The following is an 18,672-nucleotide window of genomic DNA, read 5'->3' as shown; positions in this document are numbered from 1 at the left end:
GTTATTTCCCCTGTCCGTATTTAAATTTTTTGTTGATCGTAACTGGAAGTTTTCCTTTCGGCGTATTTTGCCCCAAAATCGTTTTTACTGCTGCTTTCTGCATGAAGGCATCATTTTGATAAGCCAGCAAAATTGTCTTTGCTTTTTTCGTTGCTTCGAAACCATCCAAAGCATAAGCATTGGTAAATAAGGTCAAGATCGATTTTTTTGCAAATTTCTTCATCAAGCCCTGAACATCTTTATTCAATACCATGGTCGGACGCGGACGAAGTCTCGTGTCATGCACAGCGATAATAAATTGTTTATTTTTCTTGATTTCTTTGGTAATACGCTTGATATCATCCTTACTCATGCTGTCTGTGACGAAATACTGTGTTTCATTGGTCAGCGCACCCGCTAATTCATTCTGAAAAGTCTGATTAGCCGTAATTCCGATATTGATAATAGCAGTAGGTAAATCCTTTTTGAATGATTTTAATTTTTCGGTAGAGTTCAATGCAGTGATCGCTGCATTTGACAGTTCGTCAATGAGCTGAACCGCAGATGCACGATGTAAATCATTGTATAGATTTTGCTGTGCAGTTGCTTGATATTTGTCCAAACCAAGCCATAATTTAGCAGCCAGCACTCTTTTAACACGTGCATCAATATCGGACTGCGCGATACGTCCCTCTTCGATCGCTTTTAATATCAAATCGATCGCACGTTTGCTGTTTTCCGACACTTCAAGTAAATCATGCCCTGCAATGATAGCCTGTACATCGGCCTCTCCATTTGGGAAAAACTTCTTTACACCTTTCATGTCCATGGCGTCAGTGACTGTTAGCCCTTTAAAGCCAAGTTCGTTGCGTAAAAGATCGGTAACGACCTTTTTGGAAATCGAAGATGGCATATTAGGGGTATCATCTAAACTCGGGATGTTCATGTGTGCCACCATGACAGCAGGAGCTCCGGCTTTGATAAGTTCTTTGAACGGATACATTTCCAGGGTATCCAAGCGTTTTTTGTCAAAAGGAAGTTGCGGCAGATCATAATGTGAATCCACATCTGTATCTCCATGTCCCGGGAAGTGTTTGATGGAAGCCAATATACCGCCATCCACCATACCGTCCATATACGCTTTTGCTTTCTGGGTTACATTATATTTATTATCACCAAAGGAGCGGATACCGATCACCGGATTTTTAGGGTTATTGTTGATATCCACATCGGGTGCAAAATTGAAATGCATACCTATACGTTGGAAATCTAAGGCCACTTCACGACCCATGCGATAAATCAACTGATTATCTTGAACGGCTCCTAATGTCATCTGATATGGGAACGACAAGGTTGAATCCGGCATACGCATACCTAATCCCCACTCGCCGTCAAAAGTCATCATCAATGGTACCTTTGACAGGGATTGATAGCGATTGAACATGTCGACATGACGTACGGGACCGCCCTGAAAAACAACTAGACCACCCAAATGTTCGTCTTGTATCACCTGAGCGACCGAGTCAATATACTTCTGACCTAGATTTGTATGTGCTCTAACCAAAAATAACTGAGCGACTTTTTCTTTTGGCGTCAAGGTATTGAATACCGCATCTACCCATTCATGCTGGGAGTTGATGTATTTCACAAAATCTTTTTTGTCCTGAGCTTTCAAAAAAGAAATTGTGCCGACTAATGCCAATATTCCCAGACCGAGTTTTTTGAACATAAATTAGTTTGTATAATGTATTTAAAATAGAAATACTAAGAACGTTATTATTTCGGACAATATGAAATTGTTTTTGCAACAATTTCATATAAAAACGCACAAAACAGCATTCCGTTAGGTTACAAAGCAGAAAAATGACGCATGCAAATTTGAGGAAGCGATAAAACAGTAAATATGCAAAAGAAGTGATACCTCTTGAAAAACAGCTCTGTGCCAATAATTGTAGCCCACGATAGCCGGTTTGACCAGACAGAAAGAACTTTAGTAAGGAAACGGTTTTTAGAAAAAGTCTATAACTTAGCCTTATAATATAATCTAAATCAGGTTATACTTTTTCTCTAGAAAGAGTGCCAACTCTATGGTATTCTCGAGTTCTCCAATGGCTTCTTTTTTCCACAGAGTATCTATGATCAGCAATAAGAATTCGGTTTCAAATTCAGGACTCTCATAACCCAGCTCTTTAAAAGCACGGTGAATAATGGGTTGAACCGGCTTCATAAATTGTTCGTGCTGCTGTTTGGAAAAAGGGTGATGCGACAAACGCTCCTGCAACCTCCAGAATATGGGTTCTGCACTGACCAGCTTGCCTGGGAGATTGATCATGGTACGCAGGAATTCCTTTGGTTCACGATAGGTCATCATTCCACGGTGATGTGTAAGAACTTTTCGGTAGCCTGATTTAATTAAATAGACCAGTAGTGCATCTTTATTCCCAAAATGTTTAAAGATTAATGCTTCGGAGACCCCTGCATTTTGGGCAATCGTTTTGGTAGAGGTATTTGTATAGCCTTGATCTGAGAAAAGCAACAATGCTTCTTTCATAATACGCTCTTTTCTACTCAAAACACTTTCTTTCATCTTTTATTTTTTTTTATCTATACCCGTATATCACTACATCTCTACACGGTTTTGTTCAGTTGATTTTTAATTCTACTGCAAATATATCTAATCTTTCCATTCACTTGGGGTTATTGTAACTAAAATGATAATAATTCGTAACAAATAGTGCCATATTTTTGGGATATAAAATTATATAACCGTCAACAACACATTAAAACACATTTGTACCTCGACCGATGAAGACCAAACTTTGGACCATTTTGTTCTTTTCTATCTGCTTATTATTGGGGACGAACGCGCAAGCCCAGCAGTATATTACGGGCAAGTTGCTCGATAATACGACTTCGCAGCCTATCAGAGGTGCAAGCATCACCATTATCGCGGTAAAAGATTCCAGTAAAGTACAGGTCCCTACAGATATTTTGGGTAGGTTCAGCAGCAGTACACTTGCCAATGGAGATTATCTGGTCAGTACACAGCCGATGGGCTACAGCATGGATCTTCGGCGTGTAAAACTAATCGGCCAAACAATCGATCTAACGTTTAAACTCACTAATGCCGAGATTGTGCTGAACGAAATTAACATTTCTTCGAGCAGTATACAGGTTAAAGGGGATACACTTGAGTTTGACACCAAGAAATATGTCACACAGGATTTTGCAGATGCTGACGAATTGGTCAAACAGATTCCCGGCGTTGAAATTGATGACGATAGCAACGTAAAAGCACAGGGAGAACCTGTCAATAAGATTATTATTGATGGTAGGGAGTTTTTTAGCACCGATCCAAAGGTTGCTTTAAAAAACCTTCCGGCCGATGTTATTGCTAAGATCCAGATTATCGATGACAAAACCGAGCAGGCCAAATTTAGTGGTTTTGACGACGGAAAACGTATGAAAGTGATCAATATCGTCACCAAGCCTGATAAAAGAAAATCATATTTTGGCAAGCTCTCTGGGGGAGTAGGTCCCGATCAGAAATATGCCATAAATACCCAGGTGACCAAAATGAACCCCAAGCGCCAGTATGCTATCGATATAAATACCAACAACGTCAACCAACCCAATGGTTTTGCTCCACGCGGAAACACAAGAGGACGTACCGGACAAGGGGTGACGACCCGCTTCAACGCCGGGTTCAACTACTTGGATCGTTTTTTCGATGACCGGATGGATTTCAATGCGAATTACACGTACAATTATACGGACAATAATATCCTCAGCCAAAGTAAAACAGAATATACGGCAGGCAACCGGGCCAACCAAATCAACAATCAGGATCAATTAAATAGCACCTACAGCAACAATCATGCATTCTCTATCCGCGCAAACTGGAAGATAGATTCTATTCAAAAACTGGACTTTCAGCCTAATTTTTCCTATCAGAGTAACGACAGGAACAGCAGCTCTAAAGGCAATACGTTATTAAATCTTACAGAGATGCTTAATAGTTCAGATCGTAGAAATAACAGTTTTGGAGAAAATTTCAACTGGGGAGGAGATCTCACTTACATGCGGAGACTCAACAAACCGGGGCGCACGATCAGTTTTAATTTCAATGGTTCATTTAGCAGTAACAAGAGCCATGCAACAAATTTTGCACTAAACTCTTATTATAAAGATGGTGTATTTAACCGCGTCGATACCGTCAACAATAGGAATTACTCCATTGGCGATAATAATGGCTTTCGCTCAAAGGTAGCCTATACCGAGATGCTCGGTAAGTATTCCCGGTTGCAAGGGAATTATACTTTTCGGAATACGGCACGCTATTCGGACCGCAAGACCTATGAATTTCTGGCCGAAACAGGCCAGCTGGGTGAATTAAAAAACCGTCTTTCCAATGAATTCCGTAATGATTTTGTTTACCATAGCGGTGGGATCTCCTACTTATTTAACAAAAAAGACAGTATAAGATTTCAGATTGGCTTAGATTATCAGACGGCTTCACAGGTCAATGATAAATTATTTCCCAATACGCTGACCACAAAAAGCCACTTCAATAGTCTGCTGCCCAATCTAAACTTCCAGTATAATTTCAATAAAGACACGCGGATTGAGTTTCGGTATAATGCAAAGACAAATACCCCTTCTATCGAGCAATTGCAAGATTTTACAGACAATCAAAATCCACTACGCATTAGCTCGGGGAATCCGGATCTTAAGCAAGAATATGACCACAACCTTGTGGTACAATTTAGATCAATCAATAAAGGCTCGGGCAGAAGCTTCACCTCCGACTTTACTGCAGATTTTATTGAACATAAAATCTCCAATACCATTTTCACCACAGATTCAGCCTTTACGATCACCGAGGATGTTGTACTCGGGCCAGGGGGGCAATATATCAGACCCGAAAATTTCAATGGAGTCTATAACCTCAAATGGCAAAATAGCCTTGGATACCGCTTTGAACCATTGAAACTTAATTTCAACCTAAACAATAACCTCTATTTCAACCAGAATTACACCTTATTGAATCTCGAAAAGGTCAATGCGCAAACCTACGGCCTGAGTCAACGCGTCGGCGTCAATACAGCATTCAGTAAAGACGTTATCATTGGATTGGATTATAATGGAAACATTGCCTTCTCCAAGAACTCAGCAAGCGAGAAATCGAATTATTCGGTCTATAAACATACCATTGGCAATTCCATTGCATTGACCTTGTTAAAAACATGGACACTCAATTCAACGTTCAACTACCTATACAATGGCAGCATTCTGAATTCACCAAGTACAACAAGTTTGTTATGGAATGTCTCTATCGGCAAGAAATTGTTCAAACGTAGGAATGCCGAAATCAATCTCACGGTATTTGATATTTTTAACGACAATAAAAATATCAATCAGCAGGTAAACGATCTTTGGGTACGTGTATCCCAATCAAATGCAATAACACGCTACGCGATATTAAGTTTCACCTATCATATTCGTGGGCTTGGCGGAAAATCGGGCATGAAAAATCGTCGTTAGCCACAGTGCCCTTGACGTCAATCCACGTGGAACACGTCTCAATCGACGGTAAGCATATACCCTACCCCTCTGACATTGATAATCTTGATCCGATCATCCTGACTGAGGTATTTCCGTATACGGCTGATGAACACATCCAGACTCCGTCCCGTGAAATACTTATCATGGCTCCAATAGGCTCGCATGATATCCTCGCGTGGGATGACCTTATCTTTTTGTTCATACAGCTTCCGCAGCAGTTCACTTTCCCGGAAAGACAGCTTAAGCACCTCACCTTGATAAGTCAACTGATGTTTTAAGCTATCGAGGCTATAGTCGCCTATCATCAGCTTTTGGCCGAATAACATCTTGGGACTATTTTTCAATAGGGACTCTATCCGCACAACCAATTCTTCAATCTTAAACGGTTTTTTAACATAATCGTCCCCGCCCAAACGAAATCCCCTCACAACATCCTCTGTCTGCACTTTGGCTGTCAAGAAGATAATGGGCACCTGCGTATCTGATTCGCGTATTTTTGTCGCCAATGTAAAGCCATCCATGACGGGCATCATGACATCGACGACCAAAATATCCGGCCGAGCCGCTGTAAATGCTCCCAAGGCTTCGTGACCATTACTGCAATGGGTAACATGAAATCCATTAGCTTCCAAGCTATCGGCAACGATCATTCCGAGACTTGGCTCGTCTTCTACATATAAAATTTCAATCATAGCGTTGTCATTCAATCAAAATATATTTCGCCCTTGTTTCAAAGACATCTTTGGGATAAATTAGCCCAATTACTGCCCGATAAACAGCCCTATTTCTGCTCAGAAAAATAAATAATGCTGTCTATTTATACGGTAATCGGATACTGAAGGTACTTCCTTTTTCCAGCTCACTATCGACGGTAATCTTGCCATCGTGCCTTTTTACCACCTGCTTGACATAAGCAAGGCCCAAACCAAAACCCTTGACATCGTGCAGATTACCGGAGGGAACCCGAAAGAACATATCAAAAATCTGAGTATGGTATTCCGCGGAAATCCCTTTGCCATTATCTGTAATACGAATATGGACATTTTCCTTGGTTTCCTTCACTTCCACCTCAATATAAACCTGCTGTCCAGCGTATTTTATTGCATTTTCCAGCAAATTATTGATCACATTTTTTAAATGGGCTTCGTCGCCATTGATCCTTATCTCACTTGGAACAGCAATAAGCTTAAAGTCCACTTGCTTAGTTTTATTCAGCTGAGCAACTTCAATGGCTCCCTTCACCATGGCGACAAGATCAAAGTCAGTACGTTGCAAAACAATGCCCCTTGATGCATCGATATCCATTTGAAGCACTTTTTCAATCATATTGGACAGATGCTCCAGTTCCTTTTTGGAGATATTCAGATAGCGATTCATCTTTTCCCTGTCATCCTGTACACCATACAACTGTATAGCTTCTATGGCTGCCATGACAGTAGATACCGGCGTTTTGAGTTCATGTGTCATGTTATCGACGAAGTTCTTACGCAGCTCGGCCATCTTATTTTGGTTGAGAATGGTTTTCATCAAATAGAAGAATGTCCCGAGCAGCAGTCCAATCAAGAGCAGTGAGATTAACAGCTGCCAGCTTAAGCTATACAGCAGATACTTCCAATCCTCCTGAAACTTGATCACAAGAAATTCATTTTTTAATGGGTTGACCATCATGGGTCTCGTCCAAGCAAGATTTGCTTCGCGGTACTTGCGTCGCACATCTTTGATTTGATCGTGCGGAATGGTGACAATAGCCATTTCAAATGGCACTGATATGCTCTTATTGTTCAGGGATTCTTTAAACTTTCTTTCGATTAAATCCAGATTAGCTTTGTTCATCTCAAAGTCCCGGAACAGAAAGGGCGGGATAATTGCGCCTTGCCCTTCGCGGTCTTTGGGAAACATTTTCTCTCGTCTATCGTGGCTATTACGATCAAAACGCTCATTTTTAGGCCGTTCGACATTTACACGTTGTAAAGCCCTATCCAATTCAGCAGCGGGCACTAAGACCGAAAGCTCTCTTTTTACATCTTGGAGGAGTCGATTCCGATCAGCCTCCGGGCCATCTAACTGCCGATCACCATTGCGCGTTTGGTATGCCTCTTGAACAGCATTAAAGAGCGAACGCTCAGCGGTAGAAAGAAACAGGTCGCGACGATTTGTATAACTTCCATAAAGCCAAATTCCCAGTACTACAGTAATTCCTGCCCCTATTAAAACGATCAAACTGATCAGTAATTTAAATCTTCTACCCATAACTAAAACAAATTTAAATTACTAGATTTGCAATCGCTGTGGTAATTAACCATATTTAACAAAATATAACACTGATTAACAGTTGGCATTGATTACTTTTGCACTATTCAAAAATTAATATGATTAAAGACTTTAAGAGACGTAGTATTCAACTTTTACTTCCACTTTTTACATTGGCCGCTTTCGTTGGTTGTAATAAAGACATTTCGCTCTCATTGGATAGTTCAAGAGATGAAACAATCGGTTTAGTACCAATTGATACGGTTTCCGCCAAAGTTTCGACTTATCAATTGGACGATATTCCGACTTCCTCTACTGGAACAATGCTTGTCGGAAAGAATAGCAATGCTGTTACGGGTAGTATGAAGTCTACGGCTTATATGCGCCTCGGAGTAGGAACGATAAGCAATGCTTCTATACCTGATGATGCGGTACTGGATTCTGTGACCTTGGTATTAACGCCAAATAAATACTCTTACGGTGATACAACGAAAGTACAAAAGATATCGGTACACCGTGTTACGGAAGAAATCACGCAAACGCAGATTGATTTAACCAAACCGGTTGATGAACGTCCTGTTTTTGTCACTTCTGCAGCAATCTTCAGTAAACAAAAGTTTGCCTATGAAAATACGCCATTGGCAGAACTTTCCTTTAAACCACGTATACAATCAGCAGATTCATTATTCTTTAGGTTCAACAGTACCATTAGCAATGAGCTATTTACGATGATCAAAAATAATGATAACCGGATTCAGAACAGCACAAGCTTCCAAGAGTATTTCAAAGGATTGGCACTTGTTCCTGACAATAGCAATACTGCAGTTATCGGATTCAAGGACACTGTATTTTTACAAGTGCACTATTCATTCCTGAATAATGAAGGGACGAAATCTGTTGGCAAACAATATTTTTCCATTGACAACAAGGCTTACCAGTACAATCAAATTGAAGCAGATCGCTCTGCAACAAAGTTTGCGCCGATGAGCTTAAAAAATCCTCAAATTTCGAGTCAACAAACTGATGGAAATGTGTTTTTAGAGGGTTCAACGGGTGTTGTAGCAAAAATTGAGTTTCCAACGTTATTAGAATTGGTGAATAATCCATCAATTGCAATTAATAAGGCTGAACTTGTCATTGAAGTCCCTAACGGAGCTTCCAGTATTTTTGATCAGCCGCAAAGTTTAGTCTTAATGGTGGCAAGTAATAATGGAAATCCGATTAGTTTGGTAACTTCACCTTATTCGACAACAACACAACAAGCAACATTAGTGCGTGGAAATGATTTTGGTTCGAATGGAACATATACATTCAATCTTATTGAATATTTAACAAAAATTAAAACAACAGCATACAATAATACTTCATTATATCTATCTTTACCGACATCGGGTTTGTTTTCAACTGGAAATAGATTAATATTGGCAAAAGATAATGAGAATGATCCGAAAATTAAATTAAACATCCTTTATACTAAATTTCAATAATTTATGAACAAGAAAAATTGGCTACTCGTTTTATTAGCTTTTGTATTTACAGTTACAACTTTCTCTTCTTGTAAAAAAAGTGACGACAGCTCAACCAAATCAGACGAATGGTTTGCAAAAGCTGCTTTTAAAGGCCCACAAACTTCATCTGCTGCTAGCTTTTTGATAAATAATGTTGCATATGTCACTACTGGTCTAGCAAGTAATGCTGGTGGTAAGCCTTTCCGTGTGAAAGATACGTATGCGTATGATGCAGCATCAGATACTTGGGCTGAAAAAGCGCCTTTCACAGGTGTTGAGAGAAACGGTGCCATCGGTTTTTCCATTGGTAATATCGGTTATGTTGGTGGTGGAAATGACGGAACAAACAACCTAACAGATTTCTACAAATTTGACCCTACGGCTAACAGCGGAAAAGGTGCTTGGTCAAGCATTGCTCCACTTCCTATTGCTTTATCAAATGCGGTAGCTTTTACTTTAAATGGCGCTGCTTATGTTGGAACAGGTGAAACTGTCGTTAGCGGTGGAACAACAAATACAAATGAGTTCTACAAATATGATCCAGCTGCTAATACTTGGCAAGCAATTAGTGATGCTCCTTTTTCAGCGAAAAGAAAAGCAGCTTTCTCTTTTGTTGTCAATAATGTAGCCTATGTAGGTGGTGGTATCTCTAACGGTTCTTACCCAAAAGATTTCTATAAATTTGATGGTAGCAAATGGACTAAATTGAACGATCTAAACAGAGCAGATGATTCATATACTTATGATTTGACTCGTTCAAATGCTTCTGCTTTCGCAATCAATGGTACTCCATTCGTTGTTGGTGGTTACAAAAATGCAGTTATCAACAGCACATGGAAATATAATATTTCTGGTGACTACTGGACGAATGATAACGGCGCTTTCGCTGGTTCAGCACGCCAAGATGCTGTTGGTTTCGCTGTAGGAAACAACGGTTACATCACTACTGGACTTAATGGTTCATCTCGTTTTGACGATACTTGGATGTTTACTCCGATTTATTAATCGAAATAAAATCAATATAAAAAAAGGGATGAAGTTTGAAACTTCATCCCTTTTTTTTGCTTCAAATATTTTGTTTCTATTGGTTAAAAAGGATTTCTAGGTCTCTTTTATGGCTGTCCGCTATAGCGAAATCAGTCATCAATATAGCATACATCCAGCTGCTATTTACTAATATAGGGCAACTCTCTTGTTCTTCATTAATTGAGGTGCACCTGACGAGAGATCTGCTCGTCATAATATTTCATTCTTTCCATGCTGTTTTAAAAGCTTCCGATACAGTTTTAAAAGCGATCTGTCTCAGCCCCGGGGCGTCATTATAAAAAGATGGAATTGAAAGCCTCACACGATAACATCCATACTTCAAAGAAGAATGGGGGCAATAAAAAAACCTTGTCAGAATTATCTGACAAGGTTTCCATTTTATGCGAACTTGCAATACTGTCGACCTCACGAAGAAAGGTTAAGATCTGAAGTTCATTTATTTTTCAACTGTCTTGATTTCAAATAATGTATTCCATAACTTCCCTGTTACAAAGAGACGCTTTCCAGCTTGGTCGTAAGCAATTCCATTCAATTCATTGTCATATGCGGAAGTATGCTCATAGATACCTACAAGATTAATCCGTCCTTCTACCGCTCCTGTTTCCGGGTTGATTATAACAATAACATCTTTTTGATAGACATTTGCGTAGACTTTGCCGCCTATATATTCCAGTTCATTAAGTTCATCCACTGGCCCAGCTTCATCGTAAACTCCGATAGCGTTTAGCTCCTTACCGGTCGTTGCATCTAAAAAGAACAATTTATTGGATCCATCAGACTTTATCAAATGCTGCCCGTCGTAGGTCAAGCCCCACCCCTCTTTGCTATTTTCATATTTAAAGGAACTTTCCTTTACAAACGAGTTTTTATCAAAGACATATCCTTCTCCCTGTTGCCACGTTAACATAAATAACTTATTACCTACCAATGTCATTCCTTCGGCAAAAGTCTTTTCATCAAATTTGATTTCCTTGAGTACTTTACCTGTTTTTAGGTCGACCTTTCTCAAGTTTGACTCACCATAACGGCCATTAGATTCGTAGAGAATGCCATCAGCAAACTGTAGCCCTTGTGTAAAAGCAGTCGTATCGTGCGGGTATTTGTTGACAACCTCAAAACCATAGTTCTTCGCATTTTCAGGTACAACATAAAATGTACTTGAAACAGAATCGGGTTTTCCAGCATTGTATACCAAGGCGGAAATATTACGTGTACCGTAGGCCATATCTTTGGTATCGATTGTAATTGCCGTAGTGTCAGTTGAGGACCCCACATGTTTATCATCAACAAAATAAGCCACAGAGTCCATTGATACTGATTCAAATTTCAATTTCAACTGGACTTGAGCTCCTTTTAAAACAGCTTGATTTGCTCCAGGAGATGCAAATTCCAAACTTGATTTTTTTGACTTACAAGAAGCAAAAGCTAGCGCTGCAATTGCCATAAAATAAGTGATTTTTCTCATCTATGTATAATTATTTATAAGTACGTATCCTTAACTATCCCAAAACGCATCTTTGATATGGTTGAGTACTGTTTTGGGAGATCTTGTTATTGCGACAACATCAAATCTGACTTCACCGACATAACCTGTTTTAAGAATATAAGCCTGTGCTGCACGAATCAGTAATCGCTGTTTTTTGCGATCTACAAATTCGTAGGGTTCACCGAAATCCGTTCCCGACCGTGTTTTTACTTCAACGAATACCAAGGTATCCCTGTCCACGACAATCAAATCTACTTCTAAATTCTTAAATCGCCAATTTCTTAACACTATTTTATAGCCTTGCTCCACGAGGTATTCCATGGCCATTTGCTCACCCCATTCGCCCGTTTCAAGATGCTTGGCCATATCAAGTATTACTTAACAATCGTATTTCCCAGAAAGCCTCCCAAGAGCCGTTCAGCTTCTTTAAGTTTCTGATATTTAAAAATAAGGACTTCTAGGTTTGCCACATCTTGTTCATGTTTCATTTCTTCACGAATATGATGCATTTCTGCCTCAATCTTACGTTTCTTAATCCGATAAATTGCTGTAACAACAAGTTGTTTTAAATGCTCGTATTCCTGCGTTACATAAATTTTACGCTTATCGTCATTCCAATTTTCGCTGAGCGAATATTTACTGGCAACACTATTAATCGCCAAATCAGATATTGTTGTATCCGAATTCGAATAAAACTGCTTAGCATCTGGAATTTCGTAATTTTCTGCAGCATCTCTATAGACTTTTAAAATATAAGCCGCAGCTTTATCCTTAAATTCGATGTCGCCGATATTCCCTAGTAGCAGTCCTGCAACGGGAATATCCCCGTCACCTTCCCAGGTTGCCAGATAATCCCCATAGTTGATTAAAATACGGACAATCTCCCGTTCCTGAAGAATTTCCGAAGTCAGTTGTACCGGTTGTTCGACATTCTCCATAGGAGCTACTCCCCCTCTTTCATCGTCTGTCATGAAGAAATCCGGAGGTGGACCGTCCATCCCAAAAGGTGGCATCCCTGCATTTGGAGGAGGGCTCTGTGGTTTACGAGCAGCATCCTTATCTGCCTTCTTTGCTCTATTGAGCCTAATCTTGTTGAGTTCAGCCAATAAAATGCGCTCTTCGATATCCAAAAGGCTGCTACATTCCCGGATAAAAACAGAAACCTTAATTTCATCGGGAATCAATGCAATACTTTCGACGACATCACGGATTACCGAAGCCCTTTTTATTGGATCGTTATTGGCATCGCGAAGCAGGATATTCGTTTTGTAGAAAATAAAGTCCTGCTGATTGGATTTGACATAATCTTTAAAAGCTGTGGCACCAAACTTTTGCACGTAAGAGTCGGGGTCATTACCGTCGGGAAAAAGCAGCACTTTAACGTTTAAGCCTTCTTCGAGCAGCATATCTGTACCGCGTAGGGAGGCTTTGATCCCTGCTTCATCCCCATCATAAAGTATGGTCACATTCTTTGTGAATCGGGAAATAAGCTTGATCTGACCTGTTGTCAAAGACGTTCCCGAGGAGGAAACAACATTTTCGACTCCAGCTTGATGTACCGAAAGAACATCGGCATAGCCCTCTACCAAGTAGCAATTATCCTCTTCCATAATTGCCTTTTTGGCAAAATTCAATCCATACAGCACATCGGATTTATGGTAGATTTCGCTCTCGGGAGAGTTTACATATTTGGCGACCTTTTTATCCGTCTTTAGTGTCCGACCACCAAAGCCAATAACACGCCCTGTCAGGTTATGAATCGGAAACATGACCCGGCCACGGAAACGATCATATAAAGATTTATCATCACGTTCAATAGCCAAACCACTCGCGGCCAAATAATCTGGGTGAAAACCCGCTACCTGTGCTTTATCGACCAATGCAGTCCATTCCTCCGGCGAATAACCCAATTCAAATTTTTTGATGATATCCTCCCGGTAGCCACGCTCCTTGAAATAGTTGAGTCCGATGACCTGGCCCATTTCAGTTTTCCAGAGTTGTTCAGCAAAGAATTTACTGGCCCAAGCACTTAGGACATATAGACTTTCCCGTTTATCCTGCGCAGCAAGCTGGGCTGGAGAACGCTCGATTTCTTCAATTTGAATCGAATATTTATCGGCTAAATAACGGATGGCTTCCGGATAAGAGAACTTTTCCAGTTCCATGACGAATTTAAGGGAATCTCCACCAACACCACAACCAAAACACTTATAGATACCCTTTGACACAGAAACGTGGAAGGAAGGCGTCTTTTCATGGTGAAAAGGACAATTTCCAATCAGAGAAGTTCCCCGTTTCTTTAAATCAACGAAGTCTCCCACCACCTCTTCTATCCGTGCTGTTTCCAGTACCTTATCAATAACTTCCTGCTTTATCAAACCGTTTCTTTTTTAATGTAAAATTAGAATAAATCTTTTGCATCTCCACTACGAAATGGCTTCTTTAATGGCATTGCAGAAGGGCAATGAAACAAATAGAAGGAAAAACAATGGATGAGCCAGTTCGTCTAAATAAATTGTTTTGATATGCTGTGCTTTGTATTGCATATCAAAAGCAATTTATCTAAGTTTGTTCTTCAATTTATAGCTGATTAAGATAATCAAAATGAGCAAAACAATCAAGAAAATATGCTGTATCGGTGCTGGTTATGTCGGTGGACCTACCATGTCAGTTGTTGCAAAGCAATGTCCACATATTGAGATTACGATCGTCGACGTCAATGCCGCCCGTATCGCGGCTTGGAATGATGAGAATCTAGACAACCTTCCTGTATACGAACCTGGCTTACAAGAGATTGTTGCAGAAGCGCGTAATCGTAATTTGTTTTTCTCAACCGATATCGAAAAAGCTATCGACGAGGCCGACATGATTTTTATTTCGGTCAATACACCGACTAAGAATTACGGAAAAGGCAAGGGAATGGCTGCAGACTTAAAGTATATTGAACTTTGTGCACGGCAGATCGCAGCGGTTGCCAAAAACGATAAAATTGTTGTTGAAAAATCGACTTTACCCGTCCGCACTGCGGCAGCTTTAAAAAGTATCCTTGATAACACGGGTAATGGTGTTAATTTCCATATTCTTTCCAACCCTGAATTTTTGGCTGAAGGCACAGCAATACAGGATTTAATCAATCCAGACCGTGTGCTTATAGGCGGAGAGAATGATGAAGCTATCGCCGCATTGGTCGACATCTATGCACATTGGGTAAGTCGCGACAAGATTCTCACAACGAACCTTTGGTCATCTGAACTTTCAAAACTAACCGCAAATGCCTTTTTAGCACAACGTGTCTCCTCCATTAACTCCATCTCGGCACTATGCGAGAAAACAGGTGCAAACGTAGATGAAGTTTCCAAGGCGATTGGTATGGATTCCAGGATTGGATCCAAATTTCTGAAAGCTTCTGTAGGTTTTGGTGGCTCTTGTTTTCAAAAAGATATCCTCAATCTGGTTTATATCGCACGAAGTTACGGTCTCACAGAAGTTGCCGAGTATTGGGATCAAGTGATTTTGATGAATGATTATCAAAAACAGCGATTTGCGGACAACATTATCCAAACATTGTATAATACTGTATCGGGCAAAAAGATTGCATTCTTAGGCTGGGCATTCAAAAAAGACACCAATGATACACGTGAATCTGCAGCGATCTATGTTGCAGATTATCTATTGAGTGAACAAGCTGAAATCACGGTCTATGACCCCAAAGTGTCTGCTGAACGTATCTATGCCGACCTCGATTATCTGAATACGCGCTCTTCGGAAGAAAACCGAGCTTTGGTAAAGGTTGTCAATACCGCCTATGAGGCTTGCAATGATGCACATGCAATTGCAGTATTGACTGAATGGGATGAATTTAAACGTTATGACTGGGCCAAAATTAAGGAGCACATGAAAAAGCCTGCATTTGTGTTCGATGGCCGTAAACTATTGAACCGTAAGGAACTTGAAGACCTTGATTTTAAATATTACGCGATAGGCGAGTAATCAATATATAGATAAAAAGAACCCTCAGCATATAGTCGCATAAGTGTATGCAACTATAACTGAGGGTTTTGTTTGTGCCTGTTGTCAACGCGTAAGGAAAGAGAGATGAAACACAAGCGATGCAACAGGACTTTTTATCTTAATTATTCAGCATTCCATAAAACTCATTCATGTAATAAGATTCTTGGAGTGCATCCCTGAAATTCTGCCATTGTTCTTCATCAAATGAAAATACGATATCTGGATAAGGTGTTTTCATAATCAACCGAAATTCACCATCTGGAAATGTGCTAAAAAAGAGCTCATCACCATTACTTTTCGTAATATTCAAGAAATCGAAGAATTTATTCCTCGTAAATGTCAGTACAAAACTTTGTTGCCAGATATAATATGTTTGACACTTATGGCAAACACTAATATGGGTATCTCCTCGTTGGCTTAGAATTTTTGTGTCACACATACTACCTACATTTATTTAGACTCATTATAAATAATATTCAAATGTAAGAATAGTTTTTAGAATAACAAGTACCTGAACAAAAAAAAGGCGATATATTTCTATATCGCCTTTTTTTGATTAGAGAGCATTAGTTCAAACCTCTCTTTTTCAATAGATATTTTGGATCTGGATCTGCACCTCTAAATGTACGGTACATTTTAGCGGGATCATCAGTACCTCCCTTTTCAAGGATATTTTTACGGAAAGAATCCGCTGTCACTTGATCGTACAATGATTTTTCCTTGAAAGCTGCGAAGGCATCTGAATCCAATACTTCAGACCAGATATAGGCATAATAACCTGCAGAATACCCTCCAGCGAAGATATGTTGAAAATATGTACTTCTATAGCGCGGAATAATAGCGTCAATAATACCTATTTTTTTCATTGCTGTTTTTTCAAAGCCATTAATGTCTTTTGAAATTTCTTTTGTGGTAGCATGATAATCCATGTCTAACAACGCGGCAGAAAGGTATTCAACGGTTGCAAATCCTTGATCAAAGGTACCGGCCTTTTCCATTTTCTGAATCAATGAATCTGGCATTGCTTCTTTGGTCTTATAATGCTTAGCATATGTTCTTAACACCTCTGGATCCGCTGCCCAATTTTCCATCACTTGTGAAGGTAGTTCAACAAAGTCACGTGGTACAGAAGTTCCCGCCATTGAACGGTATCTTACATTGGAAAGAAGACCATGCAAAGCATGTCCAAACTCATGGAACAAGGTAGTCGCTTCATCAAATGTCAACAAGGCAGGATTTTTCCCCACTGGTTTTGTGAAATTGCATACGATGGAAATTACTGGAGCAACACGTTTGCCATCTTTTGTTGACTGGTTACGGTAAGAAGTCATCCAGGCACCCCCTCGTTTTGACTCACGCGGGAAGAAATCGGCATATAGCAGACCTAAATGTGAACCGTCTTTGTCTTTAACTTCATACACTTCCACATCTTTATGGTAAGTTGGGACATTGTTTAAGGCTACAAATGTCAAACCATATAATTTATTGGCTACAGCAAATGCTCCTTCACGAACTGCAGGGAGGCTCAAATAAGGTTTAATTTCGTCCTCATTCAATGCGAAGCGTTTTTTGCGAATAATCTCTGTATAATATCTCCAATCGTAAGGGGCCACAGCAAAATTACCTCCTTCAGCCTTAATTTCCTTTGCTATATCTGCTTCTTCACCTTTTGCTTTAGCGAGTGCTGGAGTCCAAAGTTTATTTAATAGTGCATAGACATTGGTCGGATTCTTCGCCATTGATTCCTCTAGTACATAGGCCGCATGTGAAGAATAACCCAATAATTTTGCTTTTTGAAGACGGAGATTAACAATTTTTTGAATGATCGCCTTATTATCGTTGGTGTTATCTTGATTACCGCGTAGCTGATATGCCTCCCAAAGTTGCTTTCTCAATTCACGATTTTTTGCATATTGAAGAAAGGGCATAATGGAAGGATTCTGTAAGGTAAACACCCACTTATCCTTCTTTCCTTTTGCTACGGCTTCTTCAGCTGCTGCTGTTTTCAACGATTCTGGCAAGCCTTCCAATTGGCTAGCAGAATCAACGACCAGTGTATAAGCATTGGTTTCAGCAAGCAAATTTTGTCCGAATTGCGTTGTTAATGTTGAAAGCTCAGCATTAATTTTTTTCATTTTTTCCTTATCAGCATCCTTTAAATTCGCTCCGGAACGTACAAAACTTTTATAGGTTTCTTCCAACAGTTTATTGTCCTGTTCGTCTAATCCAAGTGTATTTCGGCTGCTCCAAACTGTTTTGATACGGTCAAATAGTTTGGTATTCATCGAAATTTCATCAGAATGACTCGATAAGATGGGGGCCAAATCTTTTGCTATCGCCTGAATACTGTCATTTGTATTGGCACTATTTAGATTATAAAATACAGTAGATACATTACTCAATAATCCACCTGCATTTTCTAGGGCGACTATCGTATTTTGAAATGTTGCTTTATCCGAATTGTTGACTATCGTGTCAATTTCCAAATTGTGTACTTTTATCGCTTCATCAAAAGCTGGCCTAAAATGCTCTGTTTTGATCTTGTCAAAAGGAGGTACATTAAATGGGGTTTCGTAAGCCAATAAAAGAGGATTATCTGTCATCACTTTTTTTTCCTCACAACCAACAAATGCAGTTGCCACTATCGCAAAGAATGGCAAAAGTTGTCTTTTCTTCATATTATCTGATTATTCCTGATTTTTTTTTCAAAGATAATAAAATTAGGCAAATGGTAGGCCTCGTTAAGGAGGTGTGCAAAGGAACCTGAAAACAGTCATCGTATTGTAAAACAAAAACTTATTCATAAACCTTGTTAAAAATAATCTG

13 protein-coding genes are annotated in these 18,672 nt (G+C 39.7%); 4 read left to right on the top strand and 9 right to left on the bottom strand.

The window, feature by feature from the left end; all coding sequences use genetic code 11:
- Window position 1 precedes the first annotated feature (1 nt).
- Complete coding sequence (locus HS960_RS21930) at window positions 2–1,708, bottom strand: glycoside hydrolase family 3 protein (RefSeq protein ID WP_182330633.1); 1,707 nt, start codon at window positions 1,706–1,708, stop codon at window positions 2–4.
- Between the two features lie 315 nt (window positions 1,709–2,023).
- Complete coding sequence (locus HS960_RS21925) at window positions 2,024–2,566, bottom strand: TetR/AcrR family transcriptional regulator (protein WP_153844414.1); 543 nt, start codon at window positions 2,564–2,566, stop codon at window positions 2,024–2,026.
- 218 nt (window positions 2,567–2,784) lie between these two features.
- Between HS960_RS21925 and HS960_RS21920 the strand changes: the two genes are divergently transcribed.
- Window positions 2,785–5,523 carry an outer membrane beta-barrel protein gene (locus tag HS960_RS21920; RefSeq protein ID WP_182330632.1) on the top strand — a complete coding sequence of 913 codons (2,739 nt, stop codon included), beginning with the start codon at window positions 2,785–2,787 and terminating at the stop codon, window positions 5,521–5,523.
- 38 nt (window positions 5,524–5,561) lie between these two features.
- Here the strand turns inward: HS960_RS21920 and HS960_RS21915 are convergent, their stop codons facing one another.
- The gene (locus tag HS960_RS21915; protein ID WP_182330631.1) at window positions 5,562–6,236 is read right to left on the bottom strand and encodes a response regulator transcription factor; all 675 of its coding nucleotides are present in this window, start codon (window positions 6,234–6,236) and stop codon (window positions 5,562–5,564) included.
- Between the two features lie 121 nt (window positions 6,237–6,357).
- Window positions 6,358–7,794, bottom strand: coding sequence for a sensor histidine kinase (locus tag HS960_RS21910; RefSeq protein ID WP_182330630.1), 1,437 nt, complete (start codon window positions 7,792–7,794; stop codon window positions 6,358–6,360).
- Between the two features lie 119 nt (window positions 7,795–7,913).
- On the opposite strand from HS960_RS21910, the gene HS960_RS21905 reads away from it, so the two are divergent.
- Window positions 7,914–9,281, top strand: a complete 1,368-nt coding sequence (locus HS960_RS21905) for a DUF4270 family protein (RefSeq protein WP_153844418.1) — start codon at window positions 7,914–7,916, stop codon at window positions 9,279–9,281.
- Between the two features lie 3 nt (window positions 9,282–9,284).
- Window positions 9,285–10,307 carry a Kelch repeat-containing protein gene (locus HS960_RS21900; protein WP_153844419.1) on the top strand — a complete coding sequence of 341 codons (1,023 nt, stop codon included), beginning with the start codon at window positions 9,285–9,287 and terminating at the stop codon, window positions 10,305–10,307.
- Window positions 10,308–10,785: 478 nt separating this feature from the next.
- Here the strand turns inward: HS960_RS21900 and HS960_RS21895 are convergent, their stop codons facing one another.
- The 3 genes from HS960_RS21895 to dnaG are packed head-to-tail and all read right to left on the bottom strand — an operon-like array spanning window position 10,786 to window position 14,213.
- Window positions 10,786–11,814 (bottom strand): glutaminyl-peptide cyclotransferase, encoded by a 1,029-nt coding sequence (locus HS960_RS21895; RefSeq protein WP_182330629.1) that lies wholly within the window; start codon window positions 11,812–11,814, stop codon window positions 10,786–10,788.
- A gap of 30 nt (window positions 11,815–11,844) precedes the next feature.
- Window positions 11,845–12,201 (bottom strand): YraN family protein, encoded by a 357-nt coding sequence (locus HS960_RS21890; protein ID WP_145330336.1) that lies wholly within the window; start codon window positions 12,199–12,201, stop codon window positions 11,845–11,847.
- An 8-nt stretch (window positions 12,202–12,209) separates the two neighbouring features.
- Window positions 12,210–14,213, bottom strand: a complete 2,004-nt coding sequence (dnaG, locus tag HS960_RS21885; RefSeq protein WP_153844421.1) for a DNA primase — start codon at window positions 14,211–14,213, stop codon at window positions 12,210–12,212.
- A 226-nt stretch (window positions 14,214–14,439) separates the two neighbouring features.
- Between dnaG and HS960_RS21880 the strand changes: the two genes are divergently transcribed.
- Window positions 14,440–15,825, top strand: coding sequence for a nucleotide sugar dehydrogenase (locus tag HS960_RS21880; protein ID WP_153844422.1), 1,386 nt, complete (start codon window positions 14,440–14,442; stop codon window positions 15,823–15,825).
- Window positions 15,826–15,964: 139 nt separating this feature from the next.
- Here the strand turns inward: HS960_RS21880 and HS960_RS26950 are convergent, their stop codons facing one another.
- A complete protein-coding gene (locus tag HS960_RS26950) occupies window positions 15,965–16,156 on the bottom strand; it encodes a hypothetical protein (RefSeq protein ID WP_228280105.1) in 192 nt (63 codons plus the stop codon).
- Between the two features lie 256 nt (window positions 16,157–16,412).
- Window positions 16,413–18,524 carry a M3 family metallopeptidase gene (locus HS960_RS21870; RefSeq protein WP_153844423.1) on the bottom strand — a complete coding sequence of 704 codons (2,112 nt, stop codon included), beginning with the start codon at window positions 18,522–18,524 and terminating at the stop codon, window positions 16,413–16,415.
- Window positions 18,525–18,672 lie beyond the last annotated feature (148 nt).

This window comes from Sphingobacterium paramultivorum (genome assembly GCF_014109745.1).
In the GTDB taxonomy this organism is placed as follows: Bacteria; Bacteroidota; Bacteroidia; order Sphingobacteriales; family Sphingobacteriaceae; genus Sphingobacterium; species Sphingobacterium paramultivorum.
Note: the sequence above shows the minus strand (reverse complement) of the source record. Positions and strands in the feature narration are given on the sequence as shown.